The organism is Mesorhizobium sp. KR9-304 (genome assembly GCF_040049215.1).
Taxonomy (GTDB): domain Bacteria; phylum Pseudomonadota; class Alphaproteobacteria; order Rhizobiales; family Rhizobiaceae; genus Mesorhizobium_K.
Genome location: NZ_JBDZDN010000002.1, coordinates 445700 through 466946, shown reverse-complemented (window position 1 = coordinate 466946; position 21247 = coordinate 445700). Strand labels below are relative to the sequence as shown.

General features: G+C 63.1%; 22 protein-coding genes. 13 read left to right on the top strand and 9 right to left on the bottom strand.

All coding sequences use genetic code 11. The features are described from left to right. Positions 1-64 precede the first annotated feature (64 nt). Together gfa and ABLE71_RS14525 are read right to left on the bottom strand one after the other, a co-directional pair. On the bottom strand, positions 65-634 hold the full coding sequence (gene gfa, locus ABLE71_RS14530; protein WP_348784145.1) for an S-(hydroxymethyl)glutathione synthase: 570 nt from the start codon (positions 632-634) through the stop codon (positions 65-67). Between the two features lie 70 nt (positions 635-704). Next, the gene (locus tag ABLE71_RS14525; protein ID WP_348784144.1) at positions 705-1832 is read right to left on the bottom strand and encodes an S-(hydroxymethyl)glutathione dehydrogenase/class III alcohol dehydrogenase; all 1128 of its coding nucleotides are present in this window, start codon (positions 1830-1832) and stop codon (positions 705-707) included. Between the two features lie 113 nt (positions 1833-1945). Here ABLE71_RS14525 and ABLE71_RS14520 point away from each other — a divergent pair, with 113 nt between their 5' ends. The 3 genes from ABLE71_RS14520 to ABLE71_RS14510 all read left to right on the top strand — a co-directional run bounded on the left by ABLE71_RS14520 (position 1946) and on the right by ABLE71_RS14510 (position 5152). Then, on the top strand, positions 1946-2383 hold the full coding sequence (locus tag ABLE71_RS14520) for a potassium channel family protein (RefSeq protein ID WP_348784143.1): 438 nt from the start codon (positions 1946-1948) through the stop codon (positions 2381-2383). Positions 2384-2465: 82 nt separating this feature from the next. Further along, on the top strand, positions 2466-4469 hold the full coding sequence (locus ABLE71_RS14515) for an acetyl/propionyl/methylcrotonyl-CoA carboxylase subunit alpha (protein WP_348784142.1): 2004 nt from the start codon (positions 2466-2468) through the stop codon (positions 4467-4469). Then, positions 4469-5152, top strand: coding sequence for an HAD hydrolase-like protein (locus ABLE71_RS14510; RefSeq protein ID WP_348784141.1), 684 nt, complete (start codon positions 4469-4471; stop codon positions 5150-5152). Before ABLE71_RS14515 ends, ABLE71_RS14510 begins: the two co-directional genes overlap by 1 nt. 493 nt (positions 5153-5645) lie before the next feature. Here ABLE71_RS14510 and ABLE71_RS14505 read toward each other — a convergent pair whose 3' ends face one another. Then, positions 5646-6524, bottom strand: a complete 879-nt coding sequence (locus ABLE71_RS14505) for an ATP-binding protein (protein WP_348784140.1) — start codon at positions 6522-6524, stop codon at positions 5646-5648. A gap of 176 nt (positions 6525-6700) precedes the next feature. Here ABLE71_RS14505 and yajC point away from each other — a divergent pair, with 176 nt between their 5' ends. From yajC to ABLE71_RS14485, 4 genes are all read left to right on the top strand, one after another. After that, positions 6701-7036, top strand: coding sequence for a preprotein translocase subunit YajC (yajC, locus tag ABLE71_RS14500; protein WP_348784139.1), 336 nt, complete (start codon positions 6701-6703; stop codon positions 7034-7036). Positions 7037-7113: 77 nt separating this feature from the next. Next, positions 7114-9678: a protein translocase subunit SecDF gene (secDF, locus tag ABLE71_RS14495; RefSeq protein WP_348784138.1), complete on the top strand. Its 2565-nt coding sequence runs from the start codon at positions 7114-7116 to the stop codon at positions 9676-9678. 4 nt (positions 9679-9682) lie between these two features. Continuing rightward, a complete protein-coding gene (locus ABLE71_RS14490) occupies positions 9683-10072 on the top strand; it encodes an Mth938-like domain-containing protein (RefSeq protein WP_348784137.1) in 390 nt (129 codons plus the stop codon). Between the two features lie 22 nt (positions 10073-10094). Further along, the gene (locus tag ABLE71_RS14485) at positions 10095-10916 is read left to right on the top strand and encodes a phytoene/squalene synthase family protein (protein ID WP_348784136.1); all 822 of its coding nucleotides are present in this window, start codon (positions 10095-10097) and stop codon (positions 10914-10916) included. 58 nt (positions 10917-10974) lie between these two features. On the opposite strand, the gene ABLE71_RS14480 is transcribed toward ABLE71_RS14485, so the two are convergent. From ABLE71_RS14480 to trmFO, 3 genes are all read right to left on the bottom strand, one after another. Further along, complete coding sequence (locus ABLE71_RS14480) at positions 10975-11517, bottom strand: hypothetical protein (protein WP_348784135.1); 543 nt, start codon at positions 11515-11517, stop codon at positions 10975-10977. 10 nt (positions 11518-11527) lie between these two features. Next, positions 11528-11818, bottom strand: coding sequence for a hypothetical protein (locus tag ABLE71_RS14475; protein ID WP_348784134.1), 291 nt, complete (start codon positions 11816-11818; stop codon positions 11528-11530). Positions 11819-12016: 198 nt separating this feature from the next. Continuing rightward, positions 12017-13441: a methylenetetrahydrofolate--tRNA-(uracil(54)-C(5))-methyltransferase (FADH(2)-oxidizing) TrmFO gene (gene trmFO / locus ABLE71_RS14470; protein WP_348784133.1), complete on the bottom strand. Its 1425-nt coding sequence runs from the start codon at positions 13439-13441 to the stop codon at positions 12017-12019. A gap of 54 nt (positions 13442-13495) precedes the next feature. Here trmFO and ABLE71_RS14465 point away from each other — a divergent pair, with 54 nt between their 5' ends. Further along, positions 13496-14131, top strand: a complete 636-nt coding sequence (locus ABLE71_RS14465; protein ID WP_348784132.1) for a hypothetical protein — start codon at positions 13496-13498, stop codon at positions 14129-14131. A gap of 313 nt (positions 14132-14444) precedes the next feature. On the opposite strand, the gene ABLE71_RS14460 is transcribed toward ABLE71_RS14465, so the two are convergent. Further along, complete coding sequence (locus tag ABLE71_RS14460; RefSeq protein WP_348784131.1) at positions 14445-14585, bottom strand: DUF1127 domain-containing protein; 141 nt, start codon at positions 14583-14585, stop codon at positions 14445-14447. A gap of 222 nt (positions 14586-14807) precedes the next feature. Here ABLE71_RS14460 and ABLE71_RS14455 point away from each other — a divergent pair, with 222 nt between their 5' ends. Continuing rightward, a complete protein-coding gene (locus tag ABLE71_RS14455) occupies positions 14808-15929 on the top strand; it encodes a DUF2157 domain-containing protein (RefSeq protein WP_348784130.1) in 1122 nt (373 codons plus the stop codon). After that, on the top strand, positions 15926-16501 hold the full coding sequence (locus ABLE71_RS14450; RefSeq protein WP_348784129.1) for a GDYXXLXY domain-containing protein: 576 nt from the start codon (positions 15926-15928) through the stop codon (positions 16499-16501). Before ABLE71_RS14455 ends, ABLE71_RS14450 begins: the two co-directional genes overlap by 4 nt. Before the next feature lie 348 nt (positions 16502-16849). Here the strand turns inward: ABLE71_RS14450 and ABLE71_RS14445 are convergent, their stop codons facing one another. Further along, positions 16850-17431, bottom strand: a complete 582-nt coding sequence (locus tag ABLE71_RS14445; RefSeq protein ID WP_348784128.1) for an NUDIX domain-containing protein — start codon at positions 17429-17431, stop codon at positions 16850-16852. An 85-nt stretch (positions 17432-17516) separates the two neighbouring features. On the opposite strand from ABLE71_RS14445, the gene ABLE71_RS14440 reads away from it, so the two are divergent. From ABLE71_RS14440 to radC, 3 genes are all read left to right on the top strand, one after another. Then, positions 17517-17780, top strand: coding sequence for a DUF982 domain-containing protein (locus ABLE71_RS14440; RefSeq protein WP_348784491.1), 264 nt, complete (start codon positions 17517-17519; stop codon positions 17778-17780). Positions 17781-17905: 125 nt separating this feature from the next. Then, a complete protein-coding gene (map, locus tag ABLE71_RS14435; RefSeq protein WP_348784127.1) occupies positions 17906-18733 on the top strand; it encodes a type I methionyl aminopeptidase in 828 nt (275 codons plus the stop codon). A 50-nt stretch (positions 18734-18783) separates the two neighbouring features. Next, the gene (radC, locus tag ABLE71_RS14430) at positions 18784-19542 is read left to right on the top strand and encodes a DNA repair protein RadC (RefSeq protein WP_348784126.1); all 759 of its coding nucleotides are present in this window, start codon (positions 18784-18786) and stop codon (positions 19540-19542) included. An 86-nt stretch (positions 19543-19628) separates the two neighbouring features. Here the strand turns inward: radC and tig are convergent, their stop codons facing one another. Continuing rightward, on the bottom strand, positions 19629-21107 hold the full coding sequence (tig, locus tag ABLE71_RS14425; RefSeq protein WP_348784490.1) for a trigger factor: 1479 nt from the start codon (positions 21105-21107) through the stop codon (positions 19629-19631). Positions 21108-21247: the final 140 nt, after the last annotated feature.

The following is a 21247-nucleotide window of genomic DNA, read 5'->3' as shown; positions in this document are numbered from 1 at the left end:
CCTCCGCTAGGCTCCGATGGGCCGCATCCCCCGTTGCCGAGGGATGCGGTTGGCATAACGCTCGTCAGGCGGGCAACGCTCCGGACTTCTTGGCCGCGAAGGTTGCGAGCACATCCATCAGGACCGGGTTCAGGCAATCATAGGGTTCCAGCCCGGCCGCCTTCAACTGGGCGCGGATGCCCGCCATGCGGCCGGGATCGACGCCGGACTCGATCACCGACGAGACGAAGGCCGCGAAGCCCGGCGGCGACCAGCCATCCTCCTCGAAGCGCTCGGGATGGATGAAGTCGAGGCCCTTGAACGCGTGGTCGCGCTCGACCGGTCCATACATGTGCACGCCGCATTGGGTGCAGGCGTGGCGCAGGATGAGCGCAGAGGGATCGACCACTTTCAGCTTGTCGCCATTCTCCGTCACGGTGACGTTCTCGTGCGGGGTAACCGCAACGACCGAGAAGATCGCGCCGTCCGGCTTCCAGCACTTGGTGCAGCCGCAGGCATGGTTATGCGCGATCTGTCCCTTGATCTTCACCTTCACCGGCTTGCTGGTGCACAAGCAGACCAATGTGCCGCCGGAAAAGCTCGCGCTTTCCTTTGGCAGGCCGTGGTCGATTTTCGGGTGCAGTTTTTCAGCCATATGCAGTCCTCCCTCGGTTGACCCGTGCAACGCCAGGCGCGGGCCGAATGGCCGACGCCGGGTGCCAGGCTTAGTAAACTACGACGCTCCTGATCGACTTGCCCTCGTGCATGAGATCAAAACCCTTGTTGATCTCATCGAGGGTCAGCCTGTGGGTGATCATCGGATCGATCTGGATCTTGCCGTCCATGTACCAGTCGACGATCTTGGGCACGTCGGTGCGGCCGCGCGCGCCGCCGAAAGCGGTGCCTTTCCAGACGCGGCCGGTGACGAGTTGGAACGGCCGCGTCGAGATTTCCTGGCCGGCGCCCGCCACGCCGATGACGATCGACTGGCCCCAACCGCGATGCGAGGCCTCCAGCGCCTGGCGCATGACTTTCGTGTTGCCGGTGCAGTCGAATGTGTAATCCGCGCCGCCGATCTGGTCGGCCCCGCGCTTGGTCATGTTGACGAGGTGGGGGACGATGTCTCCGTGGATCTCCTTCGGATTGACAAAGTGAGTCATTCCAAAGCGTTCACCCCAAGCCTTCTTGTCATTGTTTAAGTCGACGCCGATGATCATGTCGGCGCCGGCGAGCTTCAGCCCCTGGATGACATTGAGCCCGATGCCGCCGAGGCCGAACACGACCGCCGTTGCGCCGATCTCGACCTTGGCAGTGTTGATGACGGCGCCGATGCCGGTCGTCACGCCGCAGCCGATGTAGCAGATCGTGTCGAAGGGCGCGTCCGGGTTGACCTTCGCCAGCGCGATCTCGGGCAGCACCGTGAAGTTCGAGAAGGTCGAGCAGCCCATGTAGTGGAAGATCTTGTCCTTGCCGATCGAAAAGCGGCTGGTGCCGTCGGGCATCAGCCCCTGGCCCTGGGTAGCGCGAATGGCTGTGCAGAGATTGGTCTTGCGCGACAGGCAGGACGGGCACTGGCGGCATTCGGGCGTATAGAGCGGGATGACGTGGTCGCCCTTCTTCACCGTGGTGACGCCCGGGCCGACGTCGACCACGACACCCGCGCCTTCATGGCCGAGGATCGCCGGGAAGATGCCCTCGGGATCGGCTCCGGACAGCGTGAACTCGTCGGTGTGGCAGATGCCCGTCGCCTTGATCTCGACCAGGACCTCTCCGGCGCGCGGACCCTCAAGGTCCACCTCCATGATTTCCAAAGGCTTTCCGGCGGCGACGGCCACGGCGGCGCGGGTTTTCATGAACGGGTCTCCTGCACGATGGGCGGCGAGGGTTTCAGGAATCGCCAGCCGGATCAAGTGGCGGCAATGCGCCCGCTTGATCTTGGCGCGGCGGCGCGCCATGCATAGCGGCCATGATAGCAAACCTTGTCGTCGGCACGATCATCATCGCAATAACCGTCGTCATCCATACGTTCGGACTGATGGCGGTGACGCGCGGCATGGGTTTGCTCACCGACAGGCTGCGCTTGCAGGGCCGCCGCAGCCACATCGTGGCGATGCTTGCGGCCGTGATCGGCGTCTTCGCCGTGCTGACAATCGAGGTGTGGCTCTGGGCCTCTTGTTACTACGCGATGGGCGGCGTCGTCGTCGGGGACTTCGAGACGACGCTCTATTTCTCCACCGCCACCTTCGCCACCGTCGGCTATGGCGACATCGTGGCGAGCGGCGAATGGCGGCTGCTCACGGCGCTCGAGGGGCTAAGCGGGTTCCTGCTCATCGGCTGGTCGACGGCCTATCTCGTCGCGGCAGGCATCCGGGTCGGTCCGTTCCGCGCCGGCGAGCATTTCTAGGGCCGGTGATCCCAGAACTTTCGGCGTGCTTGAGCGCCGACCCGTAAGCGCATAAGCGTGGGGGCGAAAAGGCGAGGGACGCATGTTCGGCAAGATACTGATTGCAAATCGCGGCGAGATCGCCTGCCGGGTCATCAAGACGGCCCGGAAGATGGGCATCGCCACCGTCGCGGTCTATTCGGATGCCGACCGTGACGCGGTGCATGTCGAGGTAGCGGACGAGGCGGTGCATATCGGCCCGCCGCCGGCTTCGCAGAGCTATCTGGTCGCCGACAGGATCATCGAGGCGTGCAAGGCGACCGGAGCGGAAGCCGTGCATCCGGGCTACGGGTTCCTGTCGGAGCGCGCGTCCTTCTGCGAGGCCCTTGAGAAAGAGGGCATCGTCTTCATCGGCCCGAAGCCGAAGGCGATCGAGGCCATGGGCGACAAGATCGAGTCGAAGAAATTCGCCAACGCGGCTGATGTCTCCACCGTGCCGGGTTGGCTGGGCGTCATAGAGGACGCCTCGCATGCCGAGAAGATCGCGGCCGAGATTGGCTATCCGGTGATGATCAAGGCGTCGGCCGGCGGCGGCGGCAAGGGCATGCGCATCGCCTGGGACGCGGCTGAAGTGCGTGACGGGTTCGAGCGGGCGCGCTCGGAGGCAAAGAGTTCGTTCGGTGACGACCGCGTCTTCATCGAGAAATTCATCGTCGATCCCCGCCACATCGAGATCCAGGTGCTGGGCGACGCGCATGGCAACGTGGTCTATCTCGGCGAGCGCGAATGTTCGATCCAGCGGCGCAACCAGAAGGTCGTGGAGGAGGCGCCGTCGCCGTTCCTAGACGAGAAGACGCGGCGCGCCATGGGCGAGCAGGCGGTGGCGTTGGCCAAGGCGGTCGACTACCAGAGCGCCGGCACCGTCGAGTTCATCGTCGACAAGGAGCGCAATTTCTATTTCCTCGAGATGAACACGCGGCTGCAGGTCGAGCATCCGGTGACGGAGCTCGTCACCGGCATCGATCTTGTCGAACAGATGATCCGCGTGGCCGCAGGCGAGAAGCTGGCGTTGAGGCAGGACGATATCAAACTGAACGGCTGGGCGGTGGAGAGCCGTCTCTATGCCGAGGACCCCTACCGCAATTTCCTGCCGTCGATCGGCCGGCTGACGCGCTACCGGCCGCCGGAGGAGGGGCGTTCGGACCAGATCGTCGTGCGCAACGACACCGGCGTGACGGAAGGGTCGGAGATCTCGATGTTCTACGATCCGATGGTCGCCAAGCTCTGCACCTGGGCGCCGACCCGTGCGCAGGCGATCGACGCGATGTCGGACGCGCTCGACAGCTTCGTCGTCGACGGCATCCAGCACAACATGCCGTTCCTGGCCGCGCTGATGCGCCATCCGCGCTGGCGGGAGGGGCGGCTTTCGACCGGCTTCATCGCGGAGGAATATCCCGACGGTTTTCATCCGGTAGCGCCGGACGTGGACGAGAAGGCAGTGCTCGCGACTGTCGCCGCCGCGGTGGAACTCAAGCGCTGCGAACGTCTCGGCAAATTATCAGGGCGCCTCAGACCAGCCGATGCACCGGATTGTCGGGAATGGGTCGTCAAGCTCGGAGCCGACTATCTGACGGCATCGGTCACGGGCGACGGCGCGGCTGACGCCGGGATCGCGATCAATGGAGGCGAGGTCGCGGTTGTCGCCTCCAGGTGGCGGCCTGGCGACCCCGTCTGGCGCGGCACCGTCGGCGGGCGGGAGATCGCCGCGCAGATACGGCCGCGTCTCAATGGCATCAACATCGCTTGGCGCGGCATGTCGGTCGATGCGTTGGTGATGGAGCCGCATGTCGCGCGGCTCGAAAGGCTGATGCCGAAGAAGGCCGCCGCCGACACGTCGAAGTTCCTGCTCTGCCCGATGCCCGGGCTGGTCGTCTCGATCGGCGTCTCCGCCGGTCAGGAGGTCAAGGCCGGCGAGACGCTTGCCGTCGTCGAGGCGATGAAAATGGAGAATGTTCTCAGAGCCGAGCGCGATCTGACGGTAGCCAGGATCACCGCCAAGCCCGGCGATAGCCTGGCGGTGGATGCCGTGATCATGGAGTTTTCCTGATGACGGAGGTGCCCGGTTCGGTCCTTTTCGATCTCGACGGGACGTTGACCGATCCCTTCATCGGCATCACCAGATCGATGCAGCATGCGCTGCGCCAGATGGGGATGGACCCGCCGCCCGCCGAAGAACTGCGCCGCTATATCGGTCCCCCATTGCAGGCGACCTTCATGGAGATATTCGGTGACGAGGCCTTGGCGGCAAAGGCGCTGGGTTTCTACAGACAGCGCTATGGCGAATTCGGAAAGTTCGAGAACGAACTCATCCCCGGCATAATTGACGTGCTCCGGACAATGACCGATACCGGATATGCACTGTTTGTCGCGACATCGAAGCTGGAATCCTACTCGCTCGACATCATCGACCATTTCGGCCTTGCCGGGTACTTTCGCCGGGTGCATGGCTCTGCCCTGGATGGCTCGCGGGCCGATAAGGGCGAACTGATCCGCCACATCCTGCGCGCCGAAGGCCTCGATCCCCAAAAGACGGTAATGATCGGCGACCGGCTGCACGACGCGCACGGCGCCGCCAGGAACGATGTCCGGGCCATTGGCGTGCTGTGGGGCTTTGGCGACCGGGCCGAACTCGAAGGGGCGGGTGCTGCGCGGATCGCGGCCAGCCCGGCCGAATTGCCGGAAATGGTCTGCGCTATGATCGGGCTGACGCGGTCCGCTGGCCAGGTCTAGCGCGACGCCTGGCCAAAACGCGTGGATATACATCTCCGCCAACCCTGTGATTTCCCTATATCTCGAAAAATAACCGGGCCTGCTCATTCACGCCGATTCCGCTTGAGCGATACTTGCGCCATCGCTCTCGCGGGAACCCTGGTCCGGACCGGGGATCAGGGGAGGGCGGCGGCGCCGGATCGGCCGCGCGGAGGTGGCGCGGCTGGGTGATGAGCCCTGAGGTCCGGGCCCTGACCGAGGTCGCGCGGTGAAACAATTCGCTGCGTCCCCTCCAGGTAGGGCAAGAAAGCCGGCGGGGCGCGGGAAACCGGCCACGTACAAATTATTGAGAGGCTCGGCCCCGTGCCCCGCTTCCCGACTTCTCCCTCCGTGGAAGGGAGCGTTCTTTGACAGAGGCCAGACGCTTCGGCGGGCGTGGCAACGGTGAAGCACGCCCTCCGGCCGAAGGCCGAGCCCGCGACCGCGGGTCGCCGGAAGAAGACACCGGTGGTGCTCAGTCCCTCAGCGGCTTTCCCAACCGCCCGGCCAGATCCTGCGTGAACTGCCAGGCGACGCGGCCGGAGCGGCTGCCCCTGGTGGTCGCCCATTCCAACGCCTCGGCGCGCAACCGTTCGGGGTTTACCTCCAGCCCGTGGTAGCTGGCGTAGCCTTCGATCATGTCGAGATATTCGTCTTGCGAGCATTTGTGGAAGCCGAGCCACAGTCCGAAACGGTCGGACAGCGACACCTTCTCCTCCACGGCCTCGCCGGGATTGATGGCGGTCGAACGCTCGTTGTCGATCATGTCCCGTGGCAGGAGGTGCCGTCGGTTGGACGTTGCGTAGAAGATGACGTTCGCCGGCCGGCCCTCGACGCCGCCTTCGAGAGCCGCCTTCAGCGATTTGTAGGACGTGTCGTCGTGATCGAAGGAGAGATCGTCGCAAAACAGGATGAAGCGCCAGTGCGCGGATTTCAGCAATCCCATCAGCTTGGGCAGCGTGTCGATGTCTTCGCGATGGATTTCGACGAGCTTCAGCGGGGTCTCGCCAGTCTTGAGGGCGGCGTTGACAGAGGCATGAACCGCCTTGACCAGCGAGGACTTGCCCATGCCGCGGGCGCCCCACAGCAGCACGTTGTTGGCGGGCAGTCCCGCGGCGAAACGCTCTGTATTGTCGATCAGGATGTCGCGGACGCGATCGACGCCGCGGATCAGGCCGATATCGACGCGATTGACGCGGTGGACCGGCTCGAGGACGCCCTGCTCGGACGACCAGACGAAGCAGTCGGCCGCGGCGAGATCGGCGGCCGGCGGATTCGGCGGCGCCAGGCGGCCGACCACCTCGATCAGCAGATCAAGCTTTTCAGCGAGCGTTTCCAAGGTCTTGTCGGTCATTGCCAACTGTCTTTCAGGGTGTGCAGGCTGCGCTCGGCCCGTGGCGCTGTAACACAGGCGGCCCGGTCCGCAAAGCGGGCCACGACGCGGGATATGCGGTTGCAAACATAGCTTTAGGCTCTATATTCCGGCCACTTTCCGGGCCGGCTTGGGCCCCTTATCATCAGGAGCTTTCGATGTTTGTAACACCCGCATACGCGCAGGGTACCGGCGCTAGCCCGGATATGCTGATCAGCATTTTGCCGTTTGTCCTGATTTTCGTAATCATGTATTTTCTGATCATCCGGCCGCAGCGCGCGCAGGTCAAAAAGCGTGGCGAGATGTTGGCGGCGATCCGGCGCGGCGACACGGTGGTCACCGGTGGCGGGCTGGTCGGCAAGGTCACCAAGGCATCGGATGCCGAACTCGAGGTCGACCTTGGCGGTGGCACCAAGGTGACTGCGCTGCGCTCCACGATCATGGACGTCCGGGTCAAGGGCGAACCGGTCGCCAACGAGAACGCCAAGAAATAACCGCTCTCCAAGCGGAAGGCATGCTACAGAAAGGGGCGAGACGGGAGTTGCCGGTCGCCTAGGACGGAAGACCGACGATGCTCTATTTCTCGCGCTGGAAGACGATATCGATCTGGGTGGTCGTCGCGCTCGGCGTCCTGTTCGCCTTGCCGAACCTCTATCCCCAGTCCTGGCTGTCGTCGCTGCCGGACTGGGTGCCGAAGCGGTCGATGACGCTCGGCCTCGACCTCCAGGGCGGCTCGCACATACTGCTGCAGATCGACCGCAAGGATCTCGCCGACGAGCGGCTGGAGACGACCCGCGACGATATCCGCACGCTGCTGCGCGACGCCAGGATCGGCTACACCGGCCTGACCGGCAGCGGCAATTCGGTTCAGGTGCGCATTCGCGATACAGCCCAGATCGATGCAGCCAAGACCGCGCTCGCCCCGCTGCTTCAACCGGTCGCCTCGAGCCTGTTCGGCGCAGGCACGATCAGCGAACTGTCGCTCGACGAGCCTGAACCGGGCGTCCTGCGCTACACGCTGACCGAGGAAGGACTTGACTATCGCCTGGGCAGCGCGCTGACGCAGTCGATCGAGGTGGTCGGGCGCCGCGTCAACGAACTCGGCACGACCGAGCCGATCATCCAGCGCCAGGGCAACGACCGTATTCTCGTCCAGGTGCCAGGCTTGCAGGACCCGCAGCGGCTGAAGGACATTCTCGGCCAGACCGCCAAGCTGACCTTCCAGATGGTCGACCAGACGATGCCTGTGCAGGAAGCGATCGAAGGCCGTCCTCCGGCAGGGTCGACGGTCCTCTATTCGACCGACGATCCTCCGATCCCATACCTGATCGAGAACCGCGTCATCGTGTCGGGCGAGAATCTCGTCGACGCGCAGGCCTCCTTCGACCAGAGGACTAGTGAGCCTGTGGTTTCGTTCCGCTTCGATACCAAGGGCGCGCAGCGGTTCGGCGCGGCGACCCAGCAGAATGTAGGCAAGCTGTTCGCCATCATCCTCGACGACCAAGTCATTTCAGCGCCCCAGATCCGTGAGCCCATCCTTGGCGGCACGGGCCAGATTTCCGGAAGCTTCAGCGTTCAGGGCGCCAACGACCTCGCTGTGCTGCTTCGTGCCGGTGCGCTCCCCGCCGACCTGACGATCGTGGAAGAACGCACGGTCGGACCGAGCCTGGGCGCGGATTCTATCCAGGCCGGCCAGTTCGCGTCGATCATCGCCGCGGTTCTGGTGTTTGCGTTCATGTTCGCCGCCTACGGCAAGCTTGGCGTAATCGCCAATCTGGCGCTTGCGGCAAACGTCGCGCTCATCATCGCGATCCTTTCGGTTCTGGGCGCGACGCTGACGCTGCCCGGCATTGCCGGCATCGTGCTCACCATGGGCATGGCGGTCGATTCCAACGTCATCATCTTCGAGCGTGTCCGCGAGGAGCGCCGGCAGGGCAGGTCGATCGTGCAATCGCTCGACTCGGGGTTTCAGCGGGCCCTTGCGACCGTCGTGGACGCCAATTTGACGACACTGATCGCGGCGGTCATCCTTTTCTATCTCGGCTCCGGCCCAGTGCGGGGCTTCGCCGTCACGCTGGCGATAGGCATCATCACAACGGTGTTTACAGCTTATACTTTGACGCGCTGGATGATTTCGGTCTGGCTGCGCCGCTACCGCCCCAGCGAACTGCCGGCGGGTCTGGTGAATTATCTTCCGGCGAACCCTTCGGTCCGCTTCATGCGCATGCGCATTTACGCCTTCGTGTTTTCGACGGTAGCCTCCGTGGCCGCCGCCGTCTCCTTCATGGCTGTCGACATGAACTATGGCATCGATTTCCGGGGCGGCTCGTCGATCGAAGTGAAGGCGCTCCAAGGCAACGCGGATGTCGGCGGGGTGCGCTCCGCGCTCGAAGAACTCAACCTCGGCGAAGTTCAGGTCCAGGAGTTCGGCGATCCTTCCGAATTGCTGATACGAATCGGAACCCAGGAGGGCGGGGACAGCGCCGAGCAGTCGGCGCTCAGCAAGGTTAGAGACGCGCTGGGAGCCGACTACGAGTTCCGCCGCATCGAGGTCGTCGGTCCGACGGTATCGTCCGAACTTGCCTGGGCCGGGACGATCGCGGTGATCGCGTCTATGCTGGCCATGCTGGTCTACATCTGGTTCCGCTTCGAGTGGCAGTTCGCTCTCGGCGCGATCATCTCGACGCTGCACGACGTCATCATGATGGTGGGCTTCTTCGTCTGGTTCCAGCTCGAATTCAACCTGACCTCGATCGCGGCCATCCTGACGGTCGTCGGTTACTCGATCAACGACACCGTGGTCGTCTACGACCGCGTCCGCGAAAACCTGCGCAAATACAAGAAGATGCCGATCGAGCAACTGCTCGACCTCTCGATGAACGAAACCCTGTCACGCACGATCCTGACAGGTGTGACAACATTGATGGCGCTGACCGCCCTTTATCTGTGGGGCGGCGAAGTGATCGCTTCGTTTACCGTGGCGATGATCTTCGGCATATTGATCGGCACCTATTCCTCCATATTCGTCGCCGGCCCGCTCCTGATACTTTTCCGGCTGCGTCCAGGTGTCTCCAGCGCGGATAGCAACGACAAGACGGCGCAACTGCCGCCAGCAGCGCAGCCGTCGAAGACGTGACGCAATGGGCGAGGGGATTGTCCTGCGCAAGGCGCATTTCCCCGGCCGCGCGCCGGTGGACGCCTATGGCAACGGCGGCTTCCGTTTCGCCGACATGTCGCATCGGGGCTCGATCCTCTGTCTGCCCTCGGGAATCCACGGCTGGGAACCGGCTGATCCAGCGGCGCTGAGCCTCAAGGATTTCGAGCGCGTCTTCCGGCAGGCCGACAAGATCGAGATCCTGCTGGTCGGCTCGGGCCGGGAGCTGAAGCCGCTGCCGCCGGCGTTGCGCCAGGCGTTCAGGGAGGCGGGCATCTCGGCTGATCCGATGTCGACCGGCGCCGCGGTCCGAACCTACAATGTTCTGCTCGCCGAGGACCGGGCCGTCGCGGCGGCCCTTGTAGCCGTTGACTGAAAGGGGCGAGCTTCGGCCCGTTATGGACCTCGTGCGCGTTGCCGACCGCGACCGCTACCTCGCCGCGCTCTATGCACCTGAAGACAAGCGGGCGGACCTGTTGGCGCTCTATGCCTTCAATGCCGAGATCGCCGGGGTGCGCGACAGGGTCAGCCAGGCTTTGCCGGGAGAGATTCGCCTGCAGTGGTGGCGGGACGTGATCGCAGCGAAAGAGGTCAGCGCGGGGGCGGGACATCCGGTGGCGGGCGCACTGCTGGAGATGATCAAGCGCCGCAGCCTGCCCGAACAGGCGTTCCAGAACTACCTCGACGCACGCATCTTCGACCTTTACGACGACCCGATGCCGACGCGCGCCGACCTTGAAGGCTATTGCGGCGAGACGGCGGCGGCGATCATCCAGCTTTCTTCGCTCGTGCTCGATGGTGCGGCGGCGGCGCGCAGCACGGAACTGGCGGGCCATGCCGGCTGCGCGCAGGCAATCACCGGGCTGCTGCGCCTGCTGCCGCTGCACAGACGGCGCGGCCAGTGCTATGTGCCGAAGGACATCCTGGCTGCGGCGGGGACATCGCCCGAAGAATTTCTGGCCGGCGACGGCGGGCCGAACGCGGTGCGCGCAGTTGCTGCGATGATTGCACTGGCGCGCGAGCATCTGGCTATCTTCGAGCGCGGCGCGACCGAGTTGCCAGCGTTGCTGCGCCCGGCATTCTTGCCGTTGGCGCTGACCGGCGCTCAACTGAACAGCATGCAGGGCAGGGAAAGCGAACTGCTCATGGCCAGCCTCGACATAGCAGCCTGGCGCAAGCATTGGCCGATGTTCCGACGTGCCACGCGGGGATGGGGGTAGGCCAAACGCGGGAAGTTGTCAGGAGATCAACGCTGCTTGTCCCGCGAACCGCAACTTCTCACGGTGTCTTTGCAACAATATACTTCTCACAAATCGTAGTCGGGAAATTTTTGACGCAAATAGCATAACGATTGATTGCGTTGACAACATTTTGTTGAAAGTCTTCACTAAGCCGAATTTCTGATTCCCGCTGGGACTTCTCGATATCCCTCAAATATTCGAATTGCGCTTGAGTGGCCCTAAGTTCGCCTGCAAAAGAACTGCCAAAGGCTGCGGCAGTGACAAGCCCCAAAATCGTTCCCGGGATTATCCGCCTGTCGAAAACCTCTTTCTCTTTCGTGAAAAAATAGGCAACGAATCCGCCGATCAGCGTGATAATGCTGGGGAGGATGACTCCCGCGATGGGTTCTCGGCTGCCGCCAATAAAAATTCCTAGAAAGCAGCCGAATCCCGCAAAACTCGAAATAGTAAAAGCGTCAAATTTATTCTTAAGAAACAAATATGAAAAAACGAATACAAAAACCATCGTCAATACAAGAGGGGCTAAGCCGTAAAGTGCGCCCTCCAGAAGACTGTTCAAAAATATATAAACGACACCCATCGAATCATTCCTAGAAAACGCTCGGATTCATGCCTTCGATGATGATAATCTGATCCGAAGAAACCTTACCGCTCTCACCAAGCTCCTTGAGAAGTTCGCCCACGGAATTATTCGATCCTGGATTAGGCTCCGAGCGACCGGTGGTTTTGGGTTTGGTCGGCACGCATTTATATATGCCGTCCTCCCACTTGCAGTCTGGCGCCACAAAACCACCAATCTGCAGTTGTTGGCTTATTGCGCCTGTTGCTGGGCAGAGCGTGCCCAACACGGACACCCCCACCGCTAAGATAGCGTTTTTCATGACTGCTGTTTCTACCACCGAAGAGATAAAAGGGCGATGTATTCAAAGTAGAAAAGCGTTTCCCTGCCAAGAATTGCTGAGGGCTCTAGCGGTGTCAAGGACATCCGCTCATTCGGATAGATAAGTGACCTCCCTGTACGACAGGCAGTCCTAAGGCAAAACCGGGCCCTAAAGGGATAGGGCTGTATCGGCGGTAATTTATTCCGCCGCTTCGGCCCGCGACGGCTGCCCCAGCCATGCACGGCAGTCGAACAGCGCGCGGGAGGTGACGGCGCGGCGCCTGGCGGCCGCCTTGTCCTTGCCGCGGAAGCGGCCGGCGAAATCCTCCGGCTTGAGCTTCGTGCCGGGCTCCAGCGGCGGGAAGAGGCCGAAATTGACGTTCATCGGCTGAAAGGAACGTTTTCCCGGTTCGTCTTCGGAGACGATATGGCCGCCGGTGATGTGATTGAGAAGCGCGCCGAAGGCGGTGGTGACCGGCGGCAACGAAACCGGCGTTCCCAACCGTTCTGCCGCCGCGAAGCGTCCAGCGAGCAGACCGATCGCCGCGCTCTCGACATAGCCCTCGCAGCCGGTGATCTGGCCGGCGAAGCGCAGCCCCTTGCGGCTCTTCAGCCGCAGCGAACCGTCGAGCAGAGTGGGCGAATTGATGTAGGTGTTGCGGTGGAGGCCGCCCAGCCGCGCGAACTCGGCGCTTTCGAGGCCCGGAATCATGCGGAAAATGCGCACCTGCTCGCCGTGCTTCAGCTTCGTCTGGAAGCCGACCATGTTGTAGAGCGTGCCCAGCGCATTGTCCTGCCTGAGCTGCACGACAGCGTAGGCCTTCACCGTGGGGTTGTGCGCATTGGTCAGGCCGATTGGCTTCATCGGCCCATGGCGAAGCGTTTCCGGGCCGCGCTCGGACATGACCTCGATCGGCAGGCAGCCGTCGAAATAGGGCGTGCCTTCCCATTCCTTGAATTCGGTCTTTTGCCCGTCGATCAAGGCCTGGACGAAGGCATCGTACTGCGCCTTATCCATCGGGCAATTGATGTAATCCTTGCCGGTCCCGCCGGGGCCCACCTTGTCGTAGCGCGACTGGAACCAGCAGACGTCCATGTCGATGGTGTCGAAATGCACGATCGGGGCAATTGCGTCGAAGAAGGCGAGAGCATCGGCGCCGGTTTCTGTCGCGATTGCCGCGGCAAGCGAAGGCGCCGTCAGGGGGCCGGTGGCGATGATTGCCTGGTCCCACTCGGACGGCGGAAGGCCGTCGACCTCTTCTCGCGCGATGGTGATCAGCGGATGGGCTTCGAGCTTCGCGGTGACCGCGGCGGAAAAGCCGTCGCGGTCGACGGCCAGCGCGCCGCCTGCGGGCACCTGGTTGGCGTCGCCCGAGGCCATGATGAGTGAACCGGCGAGTCGCATCTCGGCGTGAAGCAGGCCGACCGCGTTGTTCTCGGCGTCGTCGGAACGGAAGGAGTTGGAGCAGACAAGCTCTGCAAGATCGGCGGTCTTGTGCGCTTCGGTGCCTCGCAGCGGGCGCATTTCGTGCAAGATCACCGGCACGCCGGCTTCGGCCGCCTGCCAGGCGGCTTCCGATCCGGCGAGGCCGCCGCCGATTATATGAATGGGCTTCATGTTCATGGTCGTCGCAATAATGCCTTGACCCCTGCAATGCAATTGCAGACGATTGCGGCGATGCGGCAGAAAAACAGCAAAACACGGCCTGTTTCGGCCCGGATCGCGGGGATTTGCGTCGGCGCTGCATTTGCCGTCAGCACCACGGCGGGCTATTCGCCTGCTGCTGCGGTGGCCGTCACTTCCCCGAAGCTCATCAAGATCTGCCACGGCTATGGCTGCAGCTTCCGCTCCAAGCTGACGCTGGGCTCCGCCGACGGCGCGCGGTTCCGCTCGATCATGCAAGCCGGCGCGAGTTCGCCGAAGGCCGAGCGTGCGGCAATCTCCAAGGCCGTCCAGTATTTCGAGGAGCGGTCGTTCCAGGCGATTGGCGTGCGCGACAAGCCGAAGGCGGATTTCGGCAAGTCGCATGAAAAAGGCCAGATGGACTGCGTCGACGAATCGACCAACACGCGCGCGCTGCTCGTCTATCTCGACGAGCGCGGGCTGCTGAAGTTCCACAAGGTCGGGCGCAATGTCAGCCGCGGCTTCTTCGTTGATGGGCGCTATCCGCACTTCACGGCGATAGTGATCGATCCGGTCGGCACCAAATGGGTAGTCGATTCATGGTACAAGCCGACCGGCGGCGCGCCGGACATCTTCCCCTACGAGCAGTGGAAGGTGCGGGGGCAGTTCGAAAGCGGCGCGTTGGACTGACCGACCTGCGGTCGAATTCCCTAGCCTCAAAAACACAACACCCGCCGGGGGAGGAGATCCGGCGGGTGTCGTTTTGGTGGACGGTTCCCCGGGAGGAGGTAAGGAACCGGCCTATTCGTCATCGCCGGGGAGGAGGTCGGCTTTGACGAAATTCCTTTCGCCTGTTTTCGAAGGGGCGAAACCTTCTTCGGGAACAACGCCCGCCGGGGGAGGAGGTCCGGCGGGCGCCGTTTCAATGGCCAGCTATCGGGAGGAGGTGAAAGCTGGCCTTATCCGTCAGGGTCGGGGAGGAGGTCGACCCTGCCGAAATTCCTTAGATCGACTTGCGGGCGACAGAGGCGATGTCGCTCCGAGCAATGCCGAGATCGGTAAGCTCGCGGTTCGAAAGGCGGTTCAGCTCGGAAACAGTGTCCCGGTAGCGGCGCCAGTTGCGGTAGTTGCGGATCAGGTTCATCGTATTTCTCGTTCGTCTTTGCTTCGTTCTGTCTCTGGGTACGGGTTGTAGATAGGACGCGCCGGCTGGTTTTAAAATGGCTTTTGGTGCATAGCAGCAATGCAAATTGTGCATCGCAACATTAATCGATTTTAGCTGGAGACCACAAATCCGGCCGAATCATCCAAAAGATCGCGAGTTCAAGGGTTTGGCGGTCGGAACCGAGGGTACGGGGAGGGGATGATGGCGAGCTATTCGTCACGGGTACGGGCCGATGCGGCCCGATGGGCGTCGTCGGGCCTCATAGACGGCAAGACTGCGGAAGCGATTGTCCTCGACGTTGAGGCGCATGAGCGCAGGTCGCTGAGTTTCGGATCCATCCTGGCCATCATGGCGGCCTTGCTGTTCGGCGCGGCGATACTGGTCTTCGTCGCGTCAAACTGGGAGGCAATCCCGCGCGTCGCGCGAGTCGGAGCGCTCTTCGCGATCATTTTCTCAGGCTATGTCGGCGGCGCGGCGCTGAAACTGAACGATCATGCCGCAATCGCCGAAGGCGTCTGGCTGATCGCGGCAGCGGCGTTCGGCGGTGCGATCGCGCTGATCGGCCAGATGTACCATCTCTCCGGCGACGAGACGCAGGCGGTTCTCACATGGTGCGCAGGCACGGCGGTCGCGGCCGCGGCGCTGCGCTCGGGGCCGCTGACAATAGGCGCCGTCGCGCTGGCAGCAGCCTGGCTGTTCCTACGTGAGGTCGATTTCTGGCGGGACACCGATTTCCCCTATGCCTTCATCGGGATAGCCGCCGTTCTCTGGCTCGTTTCCTATTGGACGGACAGTGCCGCGTCCCGGCACCTCATCCTTTTGTCGCTGGTGTTCTACGCCGCGCTTCTGGCCGTCGAACACGATAGCGACCTCGTCGGCATTGCGGCTGTGCTGGCCGCGATTTCGGCGGCACTGTTCGCGCTTGCGGTGGTCATGCCGGAGAAGGTCGAACGGATCGTCCGGCTCGGAGGACTGCTGCCGGTCCACGGCCTGGTCGGCTTCCTGACGGGCATGATCATGATCCAGTTCGAGGTGGCCGACGAAGACGGTGCGGGCTTTGCGATAGCCGCAGCCATTGCACTGGCGGGAATCGTTGCGGCGGTGGTGCTGGCCGGACGTGATAGCCGCGGCCTGCGCTGGATCGCCTATAGCGGATTCGCGATCGAGCTCTGCATGATCTACGTGATCATGATCCAGGATATGTTCGGCACGGCCGGCTTCTTTCTGGCGGCGGGCGTCATCCTGGGCCTGCTGGCGCTTGCCATAATCCGCGTCGAGAAGCGCATGAGGGAACCGCGCGTAACCCAGGGAGCAGCCGCATGAGCGGGAAAAAGCTTGTCATGGCAGCCGTGCTTCTCGCGGCTGCGCAGATTGCTTTCCTTTCGTGGATCATTGCCGGCCGCGCCGCGGTTCTGCGCGACGGACAGGAGGTGCTTCTGAAAATCGAGCCGGTCGATCCGCGCGATTTCCTGCGCGGCGACTATGTCTGGCTGAACTACGAGATACGGAACGTGCCGGTGGATATTGTTTCTAATGTACCGGTCGGCACAATCGCCTCAGATGCGTTGCCAATCTTCGTGCGGCTAGGACGGGATAGCGACGGTTATTGGCGTCCAAGATCCGCATCCTTTGGATCGCCAGCGGGTACAGCGCCTACAGGTGAGATCGATATACGCGGTACGGTCAGCGGGTGGTCCATTACGCCGGGTGCCTCGTTCAGCGTCAATTACGGCATCGATCGCTACTACGTGCCGGAGGGGGAGGGCCGCGCCATCGAGGCTGACATACGCGAGCGTCCGTTCGGCATCCTCGCGGCGGTCGGCAGCGACGGCACCGCGCAGATCAAGGCGCTGATGGACGGCGAGACCAAGCTTTACGAGGAGCCGCTCTACTGACACGCGCCGTGCACGAGCACCTTGGGGAAGCTGACGGTAATGCGGCGTCGGGGACTCCATAGCCGCTTCGGCTTGTGTTATTGCTTCGCCCAATCGGAGGGAGATGCGACGATGCAACGAGCGCCCATATGGACGATGCTGCCCTTGATCCTGCTGGCCGCTTGCCAGAGCACGGGGCCTAGCACCGGGCAGAGCGGACAACCAAAGGGTAGACCTTGTACGTCGCGCGTCCAGGATGCGGGTCAGTGCAGTGCCGGCTCAATCTATGTCTTCCCCGAACTGACCAACGTCCGCTAGCCACGCGCAGCCGCGGCATCGCATCAAGGAAGGCGACGCCAAGTCCACGGCCTAGCGGTGCTCCAGCGCTTCGAGCCGGAGGTGCTGGATGAGCATGATCGTCTTCGCATCGATGATGCGGCCGTCGCGGACCTGCGCCATGGCCTCATCGAGCGTAATTTCCAGCACCTCGATGTCCTCGCCCTCGTCGGCCGAGCCGCCGCCATCCGAGATGCGGTCGGCAGGCGTGTAATCGGCAGTGAAGAAGGACAGGCGCTCGGTGACGCTGCCCGGACTCATATAAGGCTCATAGAGGCGACGGATGCCCCGCAGCCTGTAGCCGAGTTCTTCCTCGGCCTCCTTGCGGATCGCCGTCTCGGGATCATGATCGTCGAGCAGGCCGGCACAGGCTTCGATCAGCGGCTCCGGGTGGCCGGTCACGAAGGCCGGATAACGGAACTGCCGCACCAGGAGCACAGTCGAGCGGCCTCTGTCGAATGGAAGGATGACGGCTCCGTCGCCCCGATCGTATGTTTGCCGGATCTGGGTTTCCCAAGTTCCGTCGCTCCGGCGGTAGTCGAAGGTCGTCTTGGTGAGCTTCGCCCAGTCGTCGGACAATATCTCGACCGACTTGATGCGGATCCTGTCCTGCAATGCGGTTCTCCATCTTCGGGCCCGGGGCAGTTAGCTCGGATCGCACCCGCCTGCAACCTATTCGCCGCGCAGGCGTTTGCCGCCCATCATGGACGAAAAACCATTCGACAAGCCGGTGACGCTTGAGCTTGGCCGCATCGGCAGATACCGCCATATTCACACCACGCGCGAGGCAGCCGATTGCCTGATGACCGTCTGGCCGCTGAACCGCGGCGCGCGACACAGGGACGCGGTCGAGACCTGCCTGAAGGTGCTCGACGGCCATCGCTCGACGGCCGATGCGCGGCGCGCCCTTGTCGAGGCAGCCATGGAATCCGACGTGCTAGCGCCGCAAAAGACAAGCCATTGACGGGAATCTGAGGCTGCGGACGCCACTTACGCGCCGCCGGGGTTGAACCGGACGCGATCCGGTGCCAAATCTTGGCTGTTCCATTCCCTTATGTCGCAAGCGCAGTTCGCCGAGGCGTCCTTTACATGATCACCTATCTCGACGCCGCCACGGCGCCGCTTCGCAACACCGGCCAGATCCGGCTCTACGGACCCGAGGCCTTCGAGGGCATGCGCAAGGCGTGCGCCGTGACGGCCGCCTGCCTCGATGAGCTTGCCGGCATGGTCGCGCCGGGCGTCACGACCGAGGCGATCGACAGTTTCGTCTTCAAGTTCGGCATGGACCATGGCGCCATGCCGGCGACGCTTAACTATCGCGGCTACACGAAGTCGTCATGCACCTCGATCAACCACGTGGTCTGCCATGGCATCCCCGACAACAAGCCGCTGAGGGAAGGGGACATCGTCAACATCGACGTGACCTACATCCTCGATGGATGGCACGGCGATTCCAGCCGCATGTATCCGGTTGGCCAGATCAAGCGCGCGGCCGAGCGGCTGCTTGAGGTGACGCATGAATGCCTGATGCGCGGCGTCGCCGCCGTCAGGCCGGGCGTGCGCACCGGCGCGATCGGCGCGGCCATCCAGTCCTACGCCGAGGCCGAGCGCTGCTCGGTGGTGCGCGATTTCTGCGGCCATGGGGTCGGCCAGCTTTTCCACGATGCGCCCAACATCCTGCATTACGGCAGCGCGGGCGAAGGCATCGAGATGCGCGAAGGCATGATCTTTACCGTCGAGCCGATGATCAACTTGGGTCGTCCGCACGTTAAGGTGCTGTCCGACGGCTGGACGGCGGTGACGCGGGACAGGTCGCTTTCCGCCCAATACGAGCATACGGTCGGCGTAACCGCGACCGGCTGCGAAATCTTCACGCTCTCCCCGAAAGGGCTCGACCGGCCCGGCCTGTCCTCGTAGTATTTTTGCGGCGGTCGAGGGTTTGCCGCCCATATTTGCGCGGGTAGGCGATGGCGGGACATGAGGAGGACGAGCGGGGCTTCTTCGCCGAGCGCCCGTCGCCGCGCCTAGTCAAGACCGAACCCGCCAAGGTAAAACCGCATTATCTCGGGCATCGCGAGCGATTGCGCGAACGGTTCGCCGCTTCCGCCTCGGGCGAGAGCTTCGCTGATTACGAGCTGTTGGAGTTGCTGCTTTTCAGGCTGATCCCGCGTGCCGACACCAAGCCCGTCGCGAAGGCCCTGCTCGCCCGTTTCGGCTCCCTCTCGCAGGTTCTCGGCGCCCCGGCGGCACGACTTCAGGAGGTCAAGGGTGTCGGCGCGGCGGTCGCGCTCGATCTCAAGATCGTCGCGGGCGCGGCAAAACGCATGGCGCGCGGCGAGATACAGGGCAGGGAAGTCCTGTCGTCGTGGGAGCAGGTGCTCGACTATTGCCGCGCTGCCATGGCCTTCGAGGAGCGTGAGCAGTTCCGTATCCTGTTCCTCGACAAGAAGAACGCGCTGATAGCCGACGAGGTGCAGCAGACCGGCACGGTCGATCACACGCCGGTCTATCCGCGCGAGGTGATCAGGCGCGCGCTGGAACTGTCGTCGACCGCCATCATCCTTGTCCATAACCACCCGTCGGGCGATCCCGCCCCGTCCCGCGCGGACATCGATATGACCAAGACGATCGTCGAGACCGGCCGGCAGCTCGGCATCGCCGTGCACGACCACATCATCATCGGCAAGAAGGGGTTTGCCAGCATGAAGGGCCTGAAGCTGATCTAAGGTCTGCGCACTCCTAGCGGCCCGTGGGCCGCAACAAAACGGGCCGCGCAAGGCGGCCCTTTTGTCAGTTTTTCCCGGCGCCTGCCTTATTCGGTGTCGGCGGCCTTCTTCTTCGCGGACGCCTTCTTCTTCGGCGCCTCGGTCGCAGCTTCCTCGGAAGCAGCTTCGTCGACCTTCTTGGCTTTCTTCGGCGCGGCCTTCTTGGCGGGCTTCGCTTCCGTCTCCGCCTCGTCGTCGGCCATCAACTCTTCCTTCGACACCTTCTTGTCGGTGACGGAAATCTGCGCCAGCAGGTGGTCGATGACCTTCTCCTCGAACAGGGGAGCGCGGATGGAGGTGATGGCGTTCGGGTTGTTGCGGTAGAAGTCGAAGGCTTCCTGCTGCTGGTTGGCGGGGAAGCGGCGCACCGTCTCGAAGAGCGCGCGCTGAACCTCCTCGTCGGAAACCGTGACGCTTGCCTTCTCGCCGATCTCGGCCAGCACCAGGCCCAGCCGCACGCGGCGTTCGGCCAGCCTGGTGTATTCGGCGCGGGCTTCGTCTTCCGTCGTGTCCTCGTCGGCGAAGCTGCGCCCGGCGGTCTCCAGGTCGCGGTTCACCTGGCTCCAGATGTTGGTGAACTCGGCTTCGACGAGTTTCGAGGGCGCCTCGAACTGATAGGCCGAATCGAGCTGGTCGAGCAACTGGCGCTTTACCTTCTGGCGCGTCATCGAGCCGAACTGGTTTTCGATCTGGCCGCGCACGATCTCGCGCAGGCGGTCCAGCGATTCGAGGCCGAGCGACTTCGCCGTCTCGTCGTTGATCTCGAGTGGACCCGGCTTCGACACTTCCTTCACGGTGACGTCAAAGGTGGCTTCCTTGCCGGCGAGATGCGGCGCGCTGTAGTTGTCGGGGAAGGTGACGGTGATCTGCTTTTCGTCGCCGGCCTTGGATCCGACCAACTGGTCTTCGAAGCCGGGGATGAACTCCTTCGAGCCGAGCACGAGCGGCTGGTCGTTGCCGGCGCCGCCGTCGAACGCCACGCCGTCGATCTTGCCGACATAGTCGATGGTGACACGGTCGCCTTCCGCGGCCTTGCCGTCCTTGGGCTCGTAGCTGCGCGCGGATTCCGCGACGCGCTTGACCTGGTCCTCGATCTCCTGTTCCGGCACGTCGAAGACGGGACGCGTCACCTTGATGTCGGAAAAATCCCTGATCTCAATCGATGGAATGACCTCATAGACGAGCTGGAACTCGAAATCGGCGCCGCCGGCGAGGATCTTTTCGGCTTCCTTCTCGTCCTCGGTCATTGTGACCTCGGGCTGCATGGCGGCCTTTTCACCGCGGTCGGCGATGATGTGACGGGTCTGGTTGGACAGGATGTCGTTGACCACCTCGGCCATGAAGGACTTGCCGTAGACCTTGCGCAGGTGCTGGAGCGGCACCTTGCCGGGACGGAAGCCGTTGATGCGCACCTTGGTCTTGGCGTCGTTCAGCCGGGTCAGCAGCTTGGCTTCCATGTCGCCGGCCGGGACCGTGACCTTGATCTCGCGCTTCAGGCCGGAATTCAGCGTCTCGGTAACCTGCATAGTCAAAACCTTCGTTTCCAGAATAGGGCATCTGTACGGCTCTGCCGTTCAGCCTGCCGGAAATTCGCGCCGGAGTGGCTAGTGGCGTGCGGGTTCAGCGTGCTTGTCCCGGCGGCCGCGGCCGATGGGGATTTTGTTCG